Genomic DNA, 16,644 nt, shown 5'->3' with positions numbered 1-16,644 from the left:
ATAATCGCACAACATTTCGATTATCGCCGTTGACCAGCCGCCAGGCTGAACCCTATTGTCAATGGCACACACCTCCCCGTTATGGATGTGGGTACAAAAAGTTATACATCTCATCAGGAACCGAAAATGACCGCCACCGTAGAACGTATTGAGAGCTGGATAGTGGATGTCCCGACCATCCGGCCACACAAGTTATCGATGACCACCATGGGCTGCCAGACGCTGGTGATCGTGCGGCTTACCCGCTCCGACGGCATCTGCGGCATCGGCGAAGCCACCACCATTGGTGGTTTGAGCTATGGCGTCGAGAGCCCGGAGGCTATCTCGTCGGCGATAACCCATTATCTGACGCCGCTGTTGAAAGGGCTGCCGGCCGATAACCTGAATGCGCTGACGGCGCGTATGAACAGCGCCATTAGAGGCAATACTTTCGCAAAGTCTGCCATTGAAACCGCACTCCTTGATGCCCAGGGCAAAGCTTTAGGGCTACCGGTATCGGCGCTGCTCGGCGGCGCGCTGCAAACGGCGTTGCCGGTGCTGTGGACGTTAGCCAGCGGCGATACCGCGAAAGATATCGCCGAAGGGGAAAAGCTGTTAGCCGAGCGCCGTCATCAGGCGTTCAAGCTGAAAATTGGCGCGCGGGAATTAGCCACCGACCTGCGTCATACCCGGGCCATTGTGGAAGCGTTAGGCGATCGCGCCAGCATCCGCGTCGACGTTAACCAGGCTTGGGATGCCGCGACCGGCGCGAAAGGCTGTCGAGAGCTGGCGGCGATGGGGGTCGATCTTATCGAACAGCCGGTCAGCGCCCACGACAATGCTGCACTGGTGCGCCTGAGCCAGCATATTGAAACTGCGATCCTCGCGGATGAAGCGGTCGCGACCGCTTACGATGGTTACCAACTGGCGCAACAGGGATTTACCGGCGCTTATGCCCTGAAAATCGCCAAAGCCGGGGGACCGAACAGCGTGCTGGCGCTGGCCCGCGTCGCCCAGGCGGCGGGGGTTGGCCTGTATGGCGGCACCATGCTGGAAGGGACCGTCGGTACCGTCGCGTCGCTGCACGCCTGGTCGACGCTGCCGCTGCAGTGGGGCACTGAGATGTTCGGCCCGCTGCTCCTCAAAGACGATATTGTCAGCGTGCCACTCACCTTTGCCGATGGTCAGGTAGCGCTCCCGCAGACGCCAGGGCTCGGCGTGGAGCTGGATGAAGACAAGCTGCGCTTCTATTCCCGTAAAGCATAACAGGAGTAAATAATGCTATTTAAAGTGGAGATGACCGTTAATATTCCGCTCGGTTTTCCTGCCGCCGAAGCGGATGAAATTAAACAACGCGAGAAAGCCTATTCGCAGCAATTACAACGTGAAGGCAAATGGCGACATATCTGGCGCGTCGCCGGTCTTTACGCCAATGTCAGCATTTTCGATGTTCGAGATGCCGAAGAGTTACATCAAATTTTAATGGGATTGCCGCTGTATCCCTTTATGGATATTCGCGTCGAGGCGCTGTGCCGTCATCCCTCGTCTGTTCGTGAAGACGATAGCTAATAATAATAACATCTGACCTCATGCCGGGAACACCCGGCAAATATCCTACAACGATAAGAGAGAATAATTATGAGTAATGCTTTCGTACAACAAGAAGCCGTGCAGAAATTATTACGTGAAGGCGCGGGGTTAAATGTCCCTGGCGGTAATGAACGTTTTAAAGCCATCGTCCACCGTTTGCTGGAGAATATCTGCACGCTGATCGATGACTATAACGTCACAGAAGAAGAGTTCTGGCACGCGGTGAACTATCTGCACGAGCTGGGTGGGCGTCAGGAAGCGGCGCTGCTGGCGGCCGGGCTGGGACTGGAGCATTTCCTCGACCTGCGTCAGGACGCCATTGATGCGGCGGCGCGGCGGGAAACCGGTACCCCGCGCACCATCGAAGGGCCGCTGTATGTGGCCAATGCGCCGCTGGCCGACAGCCACGCCCGGATGGATGATGGCACTGATGCCGGGGAAGTAATGTGGCTGCATGGTCAGGTTAAAGATAATCAGGGCCAGCCGATCGCTAACGCCATTGTTGATATCTGGCACGCCAATACCCTCGGTAATTACTCGTTTTTCGATCAAAGTCAGAGCGACTACAACCTCCGTCGCCGGATCCGCACTGGCGCCGATGGCCGCTACAGCGTGCGCAGCATCATGCCTTCCGGCTACGGCTGCCCGCCGGATGGTCCGACGCAGAAGTTGCTGGATCAGTTAGGCCGCCACGGCAACCGTCCGGCGCACATTCACTTCTTCGTCTCCGCCCCGGGCCATAAGCATCTGACCAGCCAGATTAACCTCAGCGGCGATAAATATCTGTGGGATGATTTTGCCTTTGCTACCCGCGACGGTCTGATTGCCGACCCGGTAAAAGTGACCGACCGCGAGACCATCGCGCAGCGCGATCTTGAGGGAGAGCACACCGAGGTCTGTTTTGATTTCACCCTGTGTAAAGCCCTGAACGCCGACGAAGAGCACCGCGGCACCCGCCTGCGCGCCAAAGAGTAACCGGCATTATCGGCCCCGGGCACGCCGCTGCCCGGGCCAGACATTGCACCCGAAAACGACAAATTCACCCTGTTTCTTTCATCCTGAATCCTGCAGGAGGAGTTAACTCATGCAAAAAACGCTCTCAGCGCTTAAAGACAAAATTAACAACGCGTTAATTGTCGACCGTGAAAATCATATTTACCGTTGCCACCGCTCTATATTTACCGACCAGCAGTTATTTGATTTTGAAATGAAACATATCTTCGAAGGAAATTGGGTTTTTCTCGCCCATGAAAGCCAGATTGCCGAGCCGGGAGATTATTATACTCTGACGCTGGGACGGCAGCCGGTTATTATTACTCGCGATAAAAAGAATGAATTGCATGCATTAATTAATAGCTGTGCCCACCGCGGCGCCATGTTATGTCGACGCAAAACCGGGAATAAAAATTCGTTTACCTGTCCGTTCCACGGCTGGACCTTCAGCAATAACGGCAAATTATTAAAAGCCAAAGATGAGAGCACCGGCGCCTATCCTGACACCTTCAAACAGGAAGGATCTCACGATCTGCAAAAACTGCCGCGTTTTCAGTCTTACCGCGGTTTCTTATTCGGTAGCCTCAATGCGGACGTGCAGTCGCTGGAGGCCTATCTCGGCGAAACCCGCAAAATCATCGATCTGATCGTCGATCAGGCGCCGGAAGGACTGGAAGTGCTGAAGGGCTCGTCGAGCTATGTATACGAAGGCAACTGGAAGCTGGGCGCGGAGAACGGCGCCGATGGCTATCACGTCAGCGTGGTCCACTGGAACTACGCCTCAACCATGTCACGCCGCAACTATGAAGCGGAAGGGACGCATGCGGTTGACGCCAACGGCTGGTCAAAGAGCGTCGGCGGCGGCTACGGTTTTGACAACGGCCACATGTTGCTGTGGACCCGGGCGCTGAACCCGGAAGTGCGCCCGGTGTATGCCCACCGCGAGCGTCTACAGGCGGAATTTGGCGAACGACGCGCCGACCAGATGGTCAACGAAACCCGCAACCTGTGCCTGTACCCCAACGTCTACCTGATGGATCAGTTTTCTACCCAGATCCGCGTGATCCGCCCGATTGCGGTCGATAAAACCGAAGTCACCATTTGGTGTTTTGCGCCAAAAGGTGAATCAGACCAGGCGCGGGCGCTACGCATCCGCCAGTATGAAGATTTCTTTAACGTTAGCGGGATGGGGACGCCGGACGATCTGGAAGAGTTCAGCGCCTGTCAGCGCGGCTATCTCGGCGAAAATCTGCCATGGAGCGATCTGAGCCGCGGCGCGCTGCGCTGGGTCGACGGCCCGGATGAGCACGCCAAACATGCCGGTTTCACGCCACGACTCAGCGGGGTGAAATCGGAAGATGAAGCGCTGTACATCGCCCATCACCATCACTGGCAAACGGTCATGCTGGCGGCGCTGGAACAGGAACAGCAGCGTTACGACCAGTCGATTACCCAGCGCGTGGAGGTGGCCTGATGTTGAATCTCGAACACGTTCGCCAGTTTCTCTATTACGAAGCCCGCCTGTTGGATGATCGTCAGTGGGACGAATGGCTGAGCTGTTACAGCCCGCAGGTGGTCTACTGGATGCCGGCGTGGGGCGACGATGACCAGCTGACGCGCGACCCGCAAAAAGAGATTTCCCTTATCTATTATCCCAACCGTGAAGGCCTGGAAGATCGCGTCTATCGCATTAAAACCGAACGTTCCGGCGCCAGTACGCCGGAGCCGCGCACCACCCACATCATCAGCAATGTTGAACTGATGGGCGAAAGCGACGAGGGGCTGGAGGTGCGCTACAACTGGGTCACCTGGAGCCACCGCTATCAACACACGGATGCCTATTTCGGCTCTACCTGTTGCACGCTAATTGAGCAGGACGGCAGACCGCAGATCGTGCGCAAAACCGTGCGCCTGAATAACGATTATATCCGTCAGGTGATTGACGTTTACCACATTTAAGAGGCGCTTATGACCTTCAATATTGCTCTTAATTTTGAGGACGGCATTACCCGCTTTATTCAATGCCATGCCGGGGAGAAGGTGCTGGATGCCGCCTATCGCCAGAAGGTGAATCTGCCGATGGACTGTTCGGACGGCGTTTGCGGTACCTGCAAATGTCACTGCGCTAGCGGTGAATACGATCTGGGGGAGGATTATCTCGACGAGGCGTTAAGCGACGACGAAGCGCAGAATCGCCAGGTGCTGACCTGCCAGATGGTCCCGACCAGCGACTGTGTGATCGACGTGCCGGTGGCCGCCGCCCAGTGCAAAACCGCGCTGACCAACACCGGGGCGCAGGTGCGGCAGGTGAATTGTCTGTCCGATACCGCCATCGAACTGGTGGTCGCCCTGGATGAGCCGCTGGCTTTTCTGCCGGGACAGTACATTAACATTCAGGTACCGGGCACGCCTCATGTGCGCGCCTACTCATTTAGCTCGCTGCCGGGTTCTCTTGAAGGGCGCTTTCTTATTCGTAACGTGCCTGGCGGCATGATGAGCCAGTGGTTAACCCAGCAGGCGCGGCCCGACGATCGTCTGACCCTCAGCGGCCCCATGGGCAGCTTCTATTTGCGCAGCGGCGAACGCCCGCTGCTCATGCTGGCGGGCGGCACCGGGCTGGCGCCGCTGCTCTCCATGTTACACACCCTGCAAACACAGGGCAGTCAGCGCCCGGTAACGCTACTGTACGGCGTGACCCGCGATTGCGATCTGGTGAAAACCGACGCGCTGGATGCGTTTAACCAACAACTGACGGGATATCGCTGGCTGCCGGTGGTGGCGGATGAAAACAGTACCTGCCCGCAGCGCGGTTTTGTCACCGACCATCTCGATGACGCGATGCTGAATAACGGCGACGTTGACATCTATCTTTGCGGGCCGCCGCCGATGGTCAACGCGGTCGCCACGACGCTGCGCGACAGAGGAATTTCCCCGGCAGGCTTCTGGTATGAGAAATTTATCGCCAGCCAGAGCGCGGCGGCATAAGGAGGCAGTATGCGTTTTACCGATAAAGTCGTCGCTATCACCGGCGCGGCGCAGGGGATTGGCCGCCAGACCGCGGAGCAGGCGGCAGCCGAAGGCGCTGCTCTGTTGCTGATTGACCGCTCGCCTTACGTACACGAACTGGCTGCCGTACTAGCCCTGGCCGGAAGTCAGGTACTGGCGCTGGAGGCTGACCTTGAGCAGTGGCAGAGTACCGAGCAGGCGTTTGCCGCTGGGATCGCGCATTTTGGCCGCCTCGATGTGTTAATCAATAACGTCGGGGGGACTATCTGGGCGCGACCCTTTGCCGAGTATCAGCCAGAACAAATTGAGAAAGAGATCCGCCGCTCGCTGTTCCCCACCTTGTGGGGCTGCCGCGCGGCGCTCCCCGGGATGCTGAAGCAGGGGAAAGGCAGCATCGTCAATATCTCGTCGGTGGCGACGGCGGGGGTGAACCGGGTGCCTTATTCGGCGGCGAAAGGCGGCGTTAACGCGCTGACCCGGTCGATTGCCATGGAGTACAGCGGCAGCGGTATTCGGATTAACGCCGTCGCGCCTGGCGGGACGGAGGCGCCGCCACGTCTGACGCCGCGCAACGATGAGCAGCCGAGCGAGCAGGAAACGGCGTGGTATCAGCAGGTGGTCGATCAGACGGTAGCGAGCAGTCTGCTGCACCGGTACGGCACGCTGGCGGAACAGGCGAATGCGATCCTGTTTCTCGCCAGCGATGAGGCCAGCTATATCACCGGCGTGACGCTACCGGTAGCGGGCGGCGATCTCGGCTAGCGGCGGGTGGCGTACCAGCAGAGCAGGGAGCCGAGACACACCATCCCGGCCCCCTGCCAGAAAGACCACGACAGTGTAGCGCTAAGCAGGACAGCCGCCAGCGCGGAAGAGAGTACCGGCGTGAAGTACGAGGCCGCCGCCAGCAGGCTGACGTTGCCGTGCAGGATCCCGACGTTCCACGCCGCGTAGGCCAGCCCCAGCGCCACAGAGACCGTCATCAGCTTAATGACTACCGGCCAGCTAAACAGCATCGGCGGCTGGTCGCTGGCGAGAAATTTCAGCCATAGCGTCAGGGCGGTTAACAGGACAAAGAGGGTAATGCCATTTTTACCTTTGGCGTACTTCGCGGTCACCGTGCAGTACGCCGCCCAGATAAACGCCCCGACAAATGCCAGAATGTAGCTCAGCGGGCTGGACACCACGTTATTGATGATTTCCTCGGGGTTGAGCCCGTGCTCGCCGCCAAGTACCCAGCTCACGCCGAACAGCGCCAGCAATAAGCCGGGGATCACCAGCCAGCTGCTTTTCTGGCCATTAAAGAGAATGGCGAACAAAATCGTCAGGCTGGGCCACAGGTAATTGACCATCCCCACTTCAATGGCCTGCTGGCGAGTGGCGGCGAACCCCAGCGACAGGGCGAGGCAGATTTCATAGCTGACAAACAGCACGCTGCCAGCCAGCAGATAGCGGCGCGGGATCTGGTGCAGGTTGGGAAAGCCAACGGTAAAAATGAGCAGCAGGCCGCTGAGGCTATAAATCATCGCCGCGCCGCCAACCGGGCCTAACCCTTCGCTGACGCCGCGAATCAATCCGACCATCGTGCTCCATAAGATAATGGCGGCGAAGCCGATTGATGTCGCTCTCTTTTTTTGCATATTTAACCTGATAGTGACGCAAACGCAGCCGGAATTTATAACATCTTTTGCCGGTCGATGGTCGATATTTCCCGCCGGCGTTAACTCTTTGGTATTAGTCAAACTCGTCGCCGCTGACTATTAAGGGGGCGAGCGTTTTCGACCTTGATTTGACGCAAATAAAACAAAGGTATTGCTGTTAGTTTCCTCCGCGCGATGAATCAACATCCTGCATGGAGGAATGCAATGGACGTCAGCCGCAGAAAGTTCTTTAAGATCTGCGCAGGCGGTATGGCCGGAACCACAGCCGCCGCCCTGGGCTTTGCCCCTAAAATGGCGCTGGCTCAGGCACGCAATTTCAAATTGCTGCGTGCGAAAGAGATCCGCAACACCTGCACTTACTGCTCCGTGGGCTGTGGGCTATTAATGTATAGCCTCGGCGACGGCGCGAAAAACGCCAAAGAAGCGATTTACCATATTGAAGGGGACCCGGACCATCCGGTGAGCCGCGGCGCGCTGTGCCCGAAAGGCGCAGGCCTGCTGGACTATGTCCACAGTGAAAACCGCCTGCGTTATCCGCAATACCGCGCCCCGGGCTCGGATAAATGGCAGCGCATCTCCTGGGATGACGCTTTTAACCGCATCGCCAGACTGATGAAAGCCGACCGCGACGCCAACTTTATTGAAAAGAACGAGCAGGGCGTGACGGTTAACCGCTGGCTTTCCACCGGCATGCTGTGCGCCTCGGCGGCAAGCAATGAGACTGGCATGCTGACGCAAAAATTTGTGCGTTCGCTCGGCATGCTGGCGGTAGACAACCAGGCGCGCGTCTGACACGGACCAACGGTAGCAAGTCTTGCTCCAACATTTGGTCGCGGTGCGATGACCAACCACTGGGTTGATATCAAAAACGCTAACGTCGTGGTGGTGATGGGCGGCAACGCCGCCGAAGCGCATCCGGTGGGATTCCGCTGGGCGATGGAAGCGAAAAACAATAACGATGCCACGCTTATCGTCGTCGACCCGCGCTTTACGCGTACCGCGTCGGTGGCCGATATCTATGCGCCGATTCGTTCCGGTACCGACATTACCTTCCTGTCGGGCGTGCTGCTGTACCTGATCGAAAATAATAAGATCAATGCCGAGTACGTGAAGCATTACACCAATGCCAGCCTGCTGGTACGGGATGATTTTGCCTTCGAAGAGGGCCTGTTCAGCGGCTACGATGCCGAAAAACGTCAGTACGATAAATCGTCCTGGAACTACCAGTTCGATGAAAACGGCTACGCCAAACGCGATGAAACGCTCAGCCATCCGCGCTGCGTGTGGAATCTGCTCAGGCAGCACGTTTCCCGCTACACGCCGGAAGTGGTGGAGAATATCTGCGGTACGCCGAAAGCGGACTTCCTTAAAGTGTGTGACGTGCTGGCGTCAACCAGCGCCGCGGACCGCACCACCACCTTCCTGTATGCCCTGGGCTGGACGCAGCACACCGTCGGCGCGCAGAACATCCGCACCATGGCGATGATCCAGTTGCTGCTCGGCAATATGGGCATGGCCGGCGGCGGCGTCAACGCGCTGCGCGGCCACTCCAATATTCAGGGGCTGACCGATTTGGGCCTGTTGTCGACCAGTCTGCCGGGTTATTTGACGCTGCCATCCGATAAACAGACCGATCTGCAAAGTTATCTTAGCGCCAACACGCCGAAAGCGACGCTCCCCGGGCAGGTGAACTACTGGAGCAACTACCCGAAATTCTTCGTCAGCCTGATGAAATCGTTATACGGCGAGGCGGCGCAGAAAGAGAATGACTGGGGCTTCAACTGGTTGCCGAAATGGGATCAGGCTTACGACGTTATCAAGTACTTCAATATGATGGATAACGGCAACGTCACTGGCTATATCTGTCAGGGCTTCAACCCGGTAGCGTCCTTCCCGGACAAAAACAAAGTGGTGCGTAGCCTCAGCAAGCTGAGGTATCTGGTGGTTATCGATCCGCTGGTGACCGAAACCTCGACCTTCTGGCAGAACCACGGCGAGTCTAATGATGTCGACCCGTCGGCGATTCAGACCGAAGTCTTCCGCCTGCCGTCGACCTGCTTTGCCGAAGAAGATGGCTCGATCGCCAACTCCGGTCGCTGGCTGCAATGGCACTGGAAAGGTCAGGATGCCCCAGGTGAAGCGCGCAACGATGGCGAAATCCTTGCCGGGATTTACCATCGCCTGCGCGAACTGTACCGCACCGAAGGCGGGAAGGGCGCGGAACCCCTGCTGAAGATGAGCTGGCGCTACAAGCAGCCGGACCATCCGGAATCGGCAGAAGTGGCAAAAGAGAACAACGGCTACGCGCTGGCGGATCTCTACGATCAAAATGGCGCTCTGCTGGCGAAAAAAGGCCAACTGCTCAATAGCTTCGCGCTGCTGCGCGATGACGGCAGCACCGCGTCGTCGTGCTGGATCTATACCGGCAGCTGGACCGAGCAGGGTAACCAGATGGCGAATCGTGATAACGCCGATCCTTCGGGCCTGGGCAATACGCTGGGATGGGCATGGGCGTGGCCGCTCAATCGTCGGGTGCTGTATAACCGCGCTTCGGCTGATATTAACGGCAAGCCGTGGGATGCGAAGCGGATGCTGATCCAGTGGAACGGCAGCAAGTGGGTCGGAAATGATATTCCGGACTTCAATACTGCGCCGCCGGGGAGCAACACCGGGCCGTTTATCATGCAGCAGGAGGGACTTGGCCGCCTGTTTGCGCTCGATAAACTGGCGGAAGGGCCGTTCCCGGAGCACTACGAGCCGATGGAAACCCCGCTTGGCACCAACCCGCTGCACCCGAAGGTGGTCTCCAGCCCGGTGGTGCGTCTGTATGAAGAGGACGCCATCCGCCTGGGTAAGAAGGATAAGTTCCCGTATGTCGGCACCACCTATCGTCTGACCGAGCATTTCCACACCTGGACCAAGCATGCGCTGCTCAATTCCATCGCGCAGCCGGAACAGTTTGTCGAAATCAGCGAAGGGCTGGCGAAAAGCAAAGGTATCGCCAACGGCGACTGGGTGAAAGTCAGCAGCAAACGCGGCTTTATTCGCGCGGTTGCCGTGGTGACCCGCCGACTGCGCACGTTGAACGTCAACGGCCAGCAGGTCGAAACCGTCGGGATCCCGCTGCACTGGGGCTTTGAAGGCGTGGCCCGTAAAGGCTATATCGCCAACACCCTGACGCCTAACGTCGGCGATTCCAACTCGCAAACGCCGGAGTATAAGGCGTTTCTGGTCAACATCGAGAAAGCGTAAGGAGCGATTCAATGGCGATGGAAACACAAGACATTATTAAACGCTCCGCGACCAACCCGATAACTCCCGCGCCACGCGCGCGGGACTATAAGGCCGAAGTCGCCAAGCTTATCGATGTCTCCTCCTGCGTAGGCTGTAAAGCCTGCCAGGTGGCCTGTTCCGAGTGGAATGACATTCGCGATGAAGTGGGGCACTGCGTCGGCGTGTACGACAATCCGGCGGATCTTAGCGCTAAATCCTGGACGGTAATGCGCTTTAGCGAGACCGAACAGAACGGCAAGCTGGAATGGCTTATCCGCAAGGATGGCTGTATGCACTGCGAGGAGCCGGGTTGCCTGAAAGCCTGCCCCTCCGCCGGGGCGATTATTCAGTACGCCAACGGCATCGTCGATTTCCAGCAGGAAAACTGCATTGGTTGCGGCTACTGCATTGCCGGGTGTCCGTTTAATATTCCGCGCCTCAATAAAGAGGATAACCGGGTTTATAAATGCACGCTGTGTGTGGATAGGGTCAGCGTCGGTCAGGAACCGGCCTGCGTGAAAACCTGTCCTACCGGCGCGATCCACTTCGGCACGAAAAAAGAGATGCTGGAAGTGGCGCAGGAGCGGGTGGATAAGCTTAAAAAACGCGGTTATGCCAACGCCGGGATCTACAACCCGCAGGGCGTAGGCGGCACCCACGTGATGTACGTCCTGCATCATGCCGACCAGCCGGAGCTGTATCACAAGCTGCCGAAGGAACCGCAGATCGATACCAGTATCAGTCTGTGGAAGGGGGCGCTGAAACCGCTGGCGGCGGCGGGCTTTATCGCCACCTTCGCCGGGCTTATCTACCACTACATCGGTATCGGGCCGAACAAGGAAGTTGATGACGACGAGGAGGAGCATGATGAGTAAATCGAAGATGATTATGCGCACGACGTTTATCGATCGTGCCTGTCACTGGACGGTGGTTATCTGTTTCTTCCTCGTGGCACTGTCGGGAATATCGTTTTTCTTCCCGACGCTGCAGTGGCTAACGGAAACCTTCGGCACGCCGCAGATGGGGCGTATCCTGCACCCGTTCTTTGGGGTGCTGATTTTTGTCGCGCTGATGTTTATGTTTGTGCGTTTTGTCCACCACAATATCCCTGATAAACAGGATATCCCCTGGCTGAAAGGTATCGTGGAGGTGCTGAAAGGCAACGAACATAAGGTCGCGCGCGTCGGGAAATATAACGCCGGGCAGAAGATGATGTTCTGGACCATTATGAGCATGATTTTTGTGCTGCTGGTGACCGGGGTGATTATCTGGCGCCCGTACTTTGCAGAATATTTCCCGATTCCGGTTATCCGTTACAGCCTGCTGATACACGCCACTTCGGCAATTATCCTGATCCACGCGATCCTCATCCATATGTATATGGCATTTTGGGTCAAAGGGTCGATTAATGGGATGATTGAGGGTAAGGTCAGTCGCCGCTGGGCGAAGAAACATCACCCGCGCTGGTATCGCGATGTCGAACGCCTGGAGGCGATCAAAGAGAGTCGCGAAGGGATGAAGTAAGCCTTCACGGCGCAAAACCCGCTCCGGAGATGTCGGAGCGGGTTCCCGGCAGTCAGCAGTTCGTGATAAGTGTATCGATTGAATCGATAACGCCCTGGCGCGCATGACTCAGATTGCAGACGAAATCCTGTGGCTGGATCCGTTTATTATTTAAGTTACTGATCATTGGCGTACAAAGTAAAAAGCTGTCAAATTCTATATTTATCCTTGGTACGACATGCTGATGCCAGCGTGGTAACTGTTGTGTTCGCATTAAAGGAATAATGACTCTCGTGGCCAGGTCTGCATAATAATCATTCTGCACGTTCATATAATACGGCAGGGTTTTATTTGTCTGAGCAGAACAATTTCGATAAACATTGAATTGTTCAAGCATCATAGTACCCTGAAAAATTCATCATCAGTAAGAGTGCCTCCTTTTGCAATAAATTCATTCATTGCGGCAATGAATTCCTTGTGCTGTCGCTGTTTATCTGCTTCTCGTAAATCCTTACCTGGCTGTGCTGACGCCTTCTGGACGGGTACGTCAGTGGGTCTTTTACGTAGCGTATTACTTTTCATCATCGGCTCCTTGCGGTTGGTTCTGTGATTATTCACTTTACTCACTAAAAAATAAATCCCAGCAGCAACTTTAATGTTTATTTTGCGAGGCCGCTTCCAGAGGAAAGTAATAGCCTGAAATATTCATGGTTGTGGTAATAAACCTGGCGCTGGTATTAACCAGCGCGGCGAAGAATAATCAGAACTTCTCGGGAATAAAGCGGAAGGGGAAATTGGTCTGTTTCATTTTGCCAATTTTGCGCTTCGGCAGCGTCACATGCTCCACCGGTAAAGCTTCATAGGGGATCTGCGACAGCAGATGGGTGATGATATTCAGGCGTACGCGCTTTTTATCCTCCGAGCGGGCGACGAACCACGGCGCCCAGGCGGTATCGGTGGCGGCGAACATGGCGTCGCGGGCGGCGGTATATTCATCCCAGCGGTTGAAAGACTTTATGTCCATCGGCGAGAGCTTCCAGATTTTACGACCATCGTCGATGCGATCCCGCAGGCGGCGCTCCTGCTCCTGCGGAGAGACCTCCAGCCAGTACTTGAGCAGAATAATGCCCGATTCGACCATGCCGCGCTCCACCATCGGCGCGCCGTCGAGAAACTTCTGCACCTCCTCCGGGGTGCAAAAGCCCATCACCCGTTCGACGCCGGCGCGGTTGTACCAGCTGCGATCGAAAATCACAATCTCGCCAGCCGCCGGAAGGTGCTTGATATAGCGCTGAAAATAGAGCTGGCTTTTCTCACGCTCGGTGGGTGAGGGCAAGGCGACGACCCGGAAGATACGCGGGCTGACGCGCTCGGTGATCGCCTTAATGGTGCCGCCTTTGCCGGCGCCGTCCCGGCCTTCAAAGACGATGCACACCTTCAGCCCTTTATGCACCACCCAGCGCTGCAGTTTCACCAGCTCAACATGGAGTTTGCGTAACGCTTTCTCATACGCTTTATTGTCGAGCGGGGCGGTCTTCACCGCCGCGTCGACCGGATTACCGTTTTTCTTATTACCCATCGCCATGCTCCGTGTTGCCGAGGTATCCCTTTGAAGTGTAATCCTTCGCCGGCGAGGCGGTGGAAAATATTCGCGGAGGGGACGGGCTAGCTGGCGTTCCCCGCCGCAATGACTTCCAGCCCCACCCGCTGCCCCCATGACAGCTCCAGGGTGTTACCGTCCGGGTCGGCAAAGAAGGTGAAGTATCCCACCGGATCGCCCAGCTGTTCCGGTTCCCGCCGCAAAACGCCTTCCCGCCGCGCCTGAGCGACCTTCTCATCGATCTCCGCCTGGGTGGCGCAGGCGACGCCGAGATGGCCGAACGGGCCCAGCGGTGTGTCGGCCGGATCGTCACTCTGCACCAGCACCAGAGCGAAGGGCCGGGTGCGATCGCTGAGCCACGCCACCTTACGCGCTGAGGGCAAGCCGGGCTCGCGCTGGTGAATGACGGTCATCGCGGTATAGCGGGTATAAAAATCAATGCTGCTGGCCAGACAGCGGACGGTAAAGGCGACATGGGTAAAACCGACATCAACAGTTTGCATCGATGATTCTCCAGAGGTGAATGATGGGAGGACTTTACAACCTCAAGTTAAGTTGAGATCAATTGGGCGTTTATCGCTTTGAGCCCACTGATTTTAATAGGGGAGGGTCATTGCTAAGCCACGCCGTCGCCGGCTCGATGATGGCCGGCCGCGCGGCGGCGAGCATGAACGAATCAGGCCGTTGTATGGAGGAAACTGCCGTCGGGCGTTTTTAGCTGGTGTGTCGGGGCGGGATGGTCAATAATGCCGGCCGTCTCTCAATACCCCTATAAGATGTATGAAAAAAACGATTTTTTCACTGGCGCTGGGCACCTTCGGACTCGGCATGGCGGAATTTGGCATTATGGGCGTGCTGCCGGATATGGCGCACGATGTCGGGATGTCGATCCCCGCCGCCGGCAATATGATTGCCTGGTATGCCTTCGGTGTGGTGATCGGTGCGCCGATCATGGCGCTGCTCTCCAGCCGGTTTTCGTTGAAATCGGTGATGCTGTTTCTCGCTGCCCTGTGTATTCTCGGCAATACCCTGTTTACCCTCTCCAGTAGCTACGCCATGCTGGCGCTTGGCCGCCTGGTTTCCGGTTTTCCTCACGGGGCGTTCTTTGGCGTCGGCGCGATTATCCTGTCGAAAATCGCGCCGCCGGGGAAGGTGACCGCCGCGGTGGCGGGGATGATTGGCGGGATGACGGTGGCTAATCTGGTGGGCGTCCCCGGCGGCACCTGGCTTGGGCATCACTTCAGCTGGCGCTATACCTTTGCCCTAATCGCGGTGTTTAACGTCGCCGTATTGATGACTATTTTCTGCTGGGTACCCACCCTCTATGATCGCACCAGCACCCGGCTGCGCGAGCAGTTCCGTTTTCTGGCCTCCCCGGCGCCGTGGCTGATTTTTGCCGCCACCATGTTTGGCAACGCCGGTGTGTTTGCCTGGTTCAGCTATATTAAGCCCTTTATGCTCAATGTCTCCGGCTTTGCCGAAAGCAGGATGATGCTGATTATGATGCTGGCGGGGCTGGGAATGGTGGTCGGTAATCTGTTCAGCGGCAAAATTTCCGGACGCTTCAGCCCGCTGCGTATTGCGGCCATAACCGACGGGGTCATTGCCGTGACGCTGCTGCTGATCTTTGCCTTCGGTGAGCATAAAGTCGCTTCGCTGACTCTGGCGTTTATCTGCTGCGCGGGACTATTCGCCCTGTCGGCGCCGCTGCAGATCCTGCTGCTGCAGAACGCCAAAGGCGGCGAGATGCTGGGGGCGGCAGGAGGGCAGATTGCCTTCAACCTCGGCAGCGCCATCGGCGCCTTCTGCGGCGGGATGATGATTGCCCAGGGCTTTGGCTGGAACAGCGTGGCGCTTCCTGCCGCCACGCTGTCGTTTCTGGCGATGAGCGCCTTGCTCATCTATGGCTGCCATCAGCGCCGACAAGCTTGCTAACGACGCTTACTCACGCCAGGGTTCGCCAAGGGTCAGCATCAGCCGGTTGGCCCAGGCGAAAAAGGCCGCCGACTGCAGCAGATCCAGCTGGGCCAGGGTATCTAAACCCTGCTCATCAAGCGCCGCCAGATGGCGGGCATTCAGCCCCGGCGGCGTCACCGACAGCGCAGCGGCGGCGTCGATTTCCGCCTGCCAGCGCGGCGACTGGCCGTCACTCAAATTCTCCCCCGGCGTCACCGCCAGCAGCGTGTCGACAGCGGTCTCGTCCTTCGCCAGCTGCGCCGCTTTACGGGCATGCACCGAGGCGCAGTAGATACAGCCGTTGATTTTGCTGGTCACCGTGGCGGCCAGCTCGCGTTCGGCGCGCGGCAATCCCCCGGGGGTATAGAAAATGCCTTTATCGGTCAGGGTCCGCTGCTCCAGCACCGGCTGATTGCGCGCCAGCAGGCGAAAGTAGGGGGAGTCGCTATGGCCATATTTGGCCAGAATCGCCTGTTCTTCAGCGTTGAATTCCGCCAGCGGTTTATCGGCCAGCCAGGGTTCCCAGTGCAGCTCATCGCGGGTGAAGCGAACCGGGGCCGCTTTGCCGCTCTGGGTATGCGGTGTGGTATGCCAGTATCCGGCAACCTGCGGCGTATCGGCGCTGACGATCGGTTTATGGTTGAGCGCCCGCAGGCCCAGCAGCAGTCGGCTCTGGAAGCTGACAAAGGCCACCAGTTGCGCCAGAGTGACGATGCCCCGCAGGCTCCAGCCCGCGCCGGTTAAGGTGTGCAGCGCGCCGGGGGTGGCTTCGACGGGGGTGAAGGTGAGCAGGCGGGCAAAGGCCAGCGCCGGGACCAGACGATCGGTGGTTGGATCGGCGAGCCCGAAACCGGCATAGTGCGCCGCCAGCGCGTCCGCCTGGTGCAGTTTCGCCACCTTCGCGGCCACCGCGAAGCGTTCATCAAGAGGAAAGTCAGCGTCCTGCTGGCTGAACAGCACTTCATAACTTCCCTGGGCGTGACGGGTGCTGGCGTCGCGTACGGCGCGCGCCTGGTCGAGCGGGGAACCGGGGGCAATCTCCGCCAGTTCGGCCAGAATATCCTGACTCAGCGTCATGGTGACTCC

Annotated in this window: 17 protein-coding genes; 11 read left to right on the top strand and 6 right to left on the bottom strand. The window is 57.6% G+C overall.

Going from position 1 to position 16,644, the window contains the following annotated elements; translation table 11 throughout:
* Positions 1 to 81: 81 nt before the first annotated feature.
* From NKJ21_RS05015 to NKJ21_RS04985, 7 genes are all read left to right on the top strand, one after another.
* Entirely contained in the window at positions 82 to 1,245 is a 1,164-nt protein-coding gene (locus NKJ21_RS05015; RefSeq protein ID WP_162708822.1) for a muconate cycloisomerase family protein, read from the top strand.
* 12 nt (positions 1,246 to 1,257) lie between these two features.
* The gene (gene catC, locus NKJ21_RS05010) at positions 1,258 to 1,548 is read left to right on the top strand and encodes a muconolactone Delta-isomerase (RefSeq protein WP_012968100.1); all 291 of its coding nucleotides are present in this window, start codon (positions 1,258 to 1,260) and stop codon (positions 1,546 to 1,548) included.
* 69 nt (positions 1,549 to 1,617) lie between these two features.
* Positions 1,618 to 2,544, top strand: coding sequence for a catechol 1,2-dioxygenase (catA, locus tag NKJ21_RS05005; protein WP_012541594.1), 927 nt, complete (start codon positions 1,618 to 1,620; stop codon positions 2,542 to 2,544).
* A 109-nt stretch (positions 2,545 to 2,653) separates the two neighbouring features.
* Complete coding sequence (locus NKJ21_RS05000; protein ID WP_012968102.1) at positions 2,654 to 4,036, top strand: Rieske 2Fe-2S domain-containing protein; 1,383 nt, start codon at positions 2,654 to 2,656, stop codon at positions 4,034 to 4,036.
* Positions 4,036 to 4,521 (top strand): benzoate 1,2-dioxygenase small subunit, encoded by a 486-nt coding sequence (gene benB / locus NKJ21_RS04995; RefSeq protein ID WP_008804731.1) that lies wholly within the window; start codon positions 4,036 to 4,038, stop codon positions 4,519 to 4,521. Before NKJ21_RS05000 ends, benB begins: the two co-directional genes overlap by 1 nt.
* A gap of 9 nt (positions 4,522 to 4,530) precedes the next feature.
* Positions 4,531 to 5,547: a benzoate 1,2-dioxygenase electron transfer component BenC gene (gene benC, locus NKJ21_RS04990; RefSeq protein ID WP_032733109.1), complete on the top strand. Its 1,017-nt coding sequence runs from the start codon at positions 4,531 to 4,533 to the stop codon at positions 5,545 to 5,547.
* A gap of 9 nt (positions 5,548 to 5,556) precedes the next feature.
* Entirely contained in the window at positions 5,557 to 6,330 is a 774-nt protein-coding gene (locus NKJ21_RS04985; RefSeq protein WP_023322698.1) for a 1,6-dihydroxycyclohexa-2,4-diene-1-carboxylate dehydrogenase, read from the top strand.
* Here the strand turns inward: NKJ21_RS04985 and yddG are convergent.
* Complete coding sequence (yddG, locus tag NKJ21_RS04980) at positions 6,327 to 7,205, bottom strand: aromatic amino acid DMT transporter YddG (protein ID WP_023322697.1); 879 nt, start codon at positions 7,203 to 7,205, stop codon at positions 6,327 to 6,329. The genes NKJ21_RS04985 and yddG overlap by 4 nt on opposite strands.
* A 225-nt stretch (positions 7,206 to 7,430) precedes the next feature.
* On the opposite strand from yddG, the gene fdnG reads away from it, so the two are divergent.
* The 3 genes from fdnG to fdnI are packed head-to-tail and all read left to right on the top strand — an operon-like array spanning position 7,431 to position 12,023.
* A complete protein-coding gene (fdnG, locus tag NKJ21_RS04975; protein ID WP_089503837.1) occupies positions 7,431 to 10,478 on the top strand; it encodes a formate dehydrogenase-N subunit alpha in 3,048 nt (1,015 codons plus the stop codon).
* Between the two features lie 11 nt (positions 10,479 to 10,489).
* A complete protein-coding gene (fdxH, locus tag NKJ21_RS04970) occupies positions 10,490 to 11,374 on the top strand; it encodes a formate dehydrogenase subunit beta (protein ID WP_023297691.1) in 885 nt (294 codons plus the stop codon).
* Positions 11,367 to 12,023 carry a formate dehydrogenase-N subunit gamma gene (fdnI, locus tag NKJ21_RS04965; protein WP_022065942.1) on the top strand — a complete coding sequence of 219 codons (657 nt, stop codon included), beginning with the start codon at positions 11,367 to 11,369 and terminating at the stop codon, positions 12,021 to 12,023. Before fdxH ends, fdnI begins: the two co-directional genes overlap by 8 nt.
* 52 nt (positions 12,024 to 12,075) lie before the next feature.
* Here fdnI and NKJ21_RS04960 read toward each other — a convergent pair whose 3' ends face one another.
* The 4 genes from NKJ21_RS04960 to NKJ21_RS04945 form a co-directional block, all read right to left on the bottom strand.
* Positions 12,076 to 12,402: a CcdB family protein gene (locus NKJ21_RS04960; RefSeq protein WP_022065943.1), complete on the bottom strand. Its 327-nt coding sequence runs from the start codon at positions 12,400 to 12,402 to the stop codon at positions 12,076 to 12,078.
* Positions 12,399 to 12,584 carry a hypothetical protein gene (locus NKJ21_RS04955; RefSeq protein WP_025711567.1) on the bottom strand — a complete coding sequence of 62 codons (186 nt, stop codon included), beginning with the start codon at positions 12,582 to 12,584 and terminating at the stop codon, positions 12,399 to 12,401. Before NKJ21_RS04955 ends, NKJ21_RS04960 begins: the two co-directional genes overlap by 4 nt.
* Before the next feature lie 178 nt (positions 12,585 to 12,762).
* Complete coding sequence (gene ppk2, locus NKJ21_RS04950) at positions 12,763 to 13,581, bottom strand: polyphosphate kinase 2 (RefSeq protein ID WP_012541603.1); 819 nt, start codon at positions 13,579 to 13,581, stop codon at positions 12,763 to 12,765.
* A gap of 86 nt (positions 13,582 to 13,667) precedes the next feature.
* Positions 13,668 to 14,105, bottom strand: a complete 438-nt coding sequence (locus NKJ21_RS04945) for a VOC family protein (RefSeq protein ID WP_032754489.1) — start codon at positions 14,103 to 14,105, stop codon at positions 13,668 to 13,670.
* 277 nt (positions 14,106 to 14,382) lie between these two features.
* On the opposite strand from NKJ21_RS04945, the gene araJ reads away from it, so the two are divergent.
* Entirely contained in the window at positions 14,383 to 15,537 is a 1,155-nt protein-coding gene (gene araJ / locus NKJ21_RS04940; RefSeq protein ID WP_032733103.1) for an MFS transporter AraJ, read from the top strand.
* Positions 15,538 to 15,543: 6 nt separating this feature from the next.
* Here araJ and NKJ21_RS04935 read toward each other — a convergent pair whose 3' ends face one another.
* On the bottom strand, positions 15,544 to 16,635 hold the full coding sequence (locus NKJ21_RS04935) for an alkylhydroperoxidase domain protein (RefSeq protein ID WP_008804742.1): 1,092 nt from the start codon (positions 16,633 to 16,635) through the stop codon (positions 15,544 to 15,546).
* Between the last annotated feature and the right edge of the window lie 9 nt (positions 16,636 to 16,644).

The sequence above is a fragment of the Klebsiella sp. SWET4 genome (assembly GCF_024296565.1).
Lineage (GTDB): Bacteria > Pseudomonadota > Gammaproteobacteria > Enterobacterales > Enterobacteriaceae > Klebsiella > Klebsiella variicola.
Note: the sequence above shows the minus strand (reverse complement) of the source record. Positions and strands in the feature narration are given on the sequence as shown.

What these genes read in the sequence shown, in the direction of transcription:
- NKJ21_RS04960 (WP_022065943.1), bottom strand. Translation starts at nt 12,402, where the DNA reads ATGATGCTTGAACAATTCAATGTTTATCGAAATTGTTCTGCTCAGACA.
- NKJ21_RS04935 (WP_008804742.1), bottom strand. Translation starts at nt 16,635, where the DNA reads ATGACGCTGAGTCAGGATATTCTGGCCGAACTGGCGGAGATTGCCCCC.
- ppk2 (WP_012541603.1), bottom strand. Translation starts at nt 13,581, where the DNA reads ATGGGTAATAAGAAAAACGGTAATCCGGTCGACGCGGCGGTGAAGACC.
- yddG (WP_023322697.1), bottom strand. Translation starts at nt 7,205, where the DNA reads ATGCAAAAAAAGAGAGCGACATCAATCGGCTTCGCCGCCATTATCTTA.
- NKJ21_RS05000 (WP_012968102.1), top strand. Translation starts at nt 2,654, where the DNA reads ATGCAAAAAACGCTCTCAGCGCTTAAAGACAAAATTAACAACGCGTTA.
- benC (WP_032733109.1), top strand. Translation starts at nt 4,531, where the DNA reads ATGACCTTCAATATTGCTCTTAATTTTGAGGACGGCATTACCCGCTTT.
- fdxH (WP_023297691.1), top strand. Translation starts at nt 10,490, where the DNA reads ATGGCGATGGAAACACAAGACATTATTAAACGCTCCGCGACCAACCCG.
- catC (WP_012968100.1), top strand. Translation starts at nt 1,258, where the DNA reads ATGCTATTTAAAGTGGAGATGACCGTTAATATTCCGCTCGGTTTTCCT.
- NKJ21_RS04955 (WP_025711567.1), bottom strand. Translation starts at nt 12,584, where the DNA reads ATGAAAAGTAATACGCTACGTAAAAGACCCACTGACGTACCCGTCCAG.
- araJ (WP_032733103.1), top strand. Translation starts at nt 14,383, where the DNA reads ATGAAAAAAACGATTTTTTCACTGGCGCTGGGCACCTTCGGACTCGGC.
- NKJ21_RS05015 (WP_162708822.1), top strand. Translation starts at nt 82, where the DNA reads ATGGATGTGGGTACAAAAAGTTATACATCTCATCAGGAACCGAAAATG.
- fdnI (WP_022065942.1), top strand. Translation starts at nt 11,367, where the DNA reads ATGAGTAAATCGAAGATGATTATGCGCACGACGTTTATCGATCGTGCC.
- benB (WP_008804731.1), top strand. Translation starts at nt 4,036, where the DNA reads ATGTTGAATCTCGAACACGTTCGCCAGTTTCTCTATTACGAAGCCCGC.
- catA (WP_012541594.1), top strand. Translation starts at nt 1,618, where the DNA reads ATGAGTAATGCTTTCGTACAACAAGAAGCCGTGCAGAAATTATTACGT.
- NKJ21_RS04985 (WP_023322698.1), top strand. Translation starts at nt 5,557, where the DNA reads ATGCGTTTTACCGATAAAGTCGTCGCTATCACCGGCGCGGCGCAGGGG.
- NKJ21_RS04945 (WP_032754489.1), bottom strand. Translation starts at nt 14,105, where the DNA reads ATGCAAACTGTTGATGTCGGTTTTACCCATGTCGCCTTTACCGTCCGC.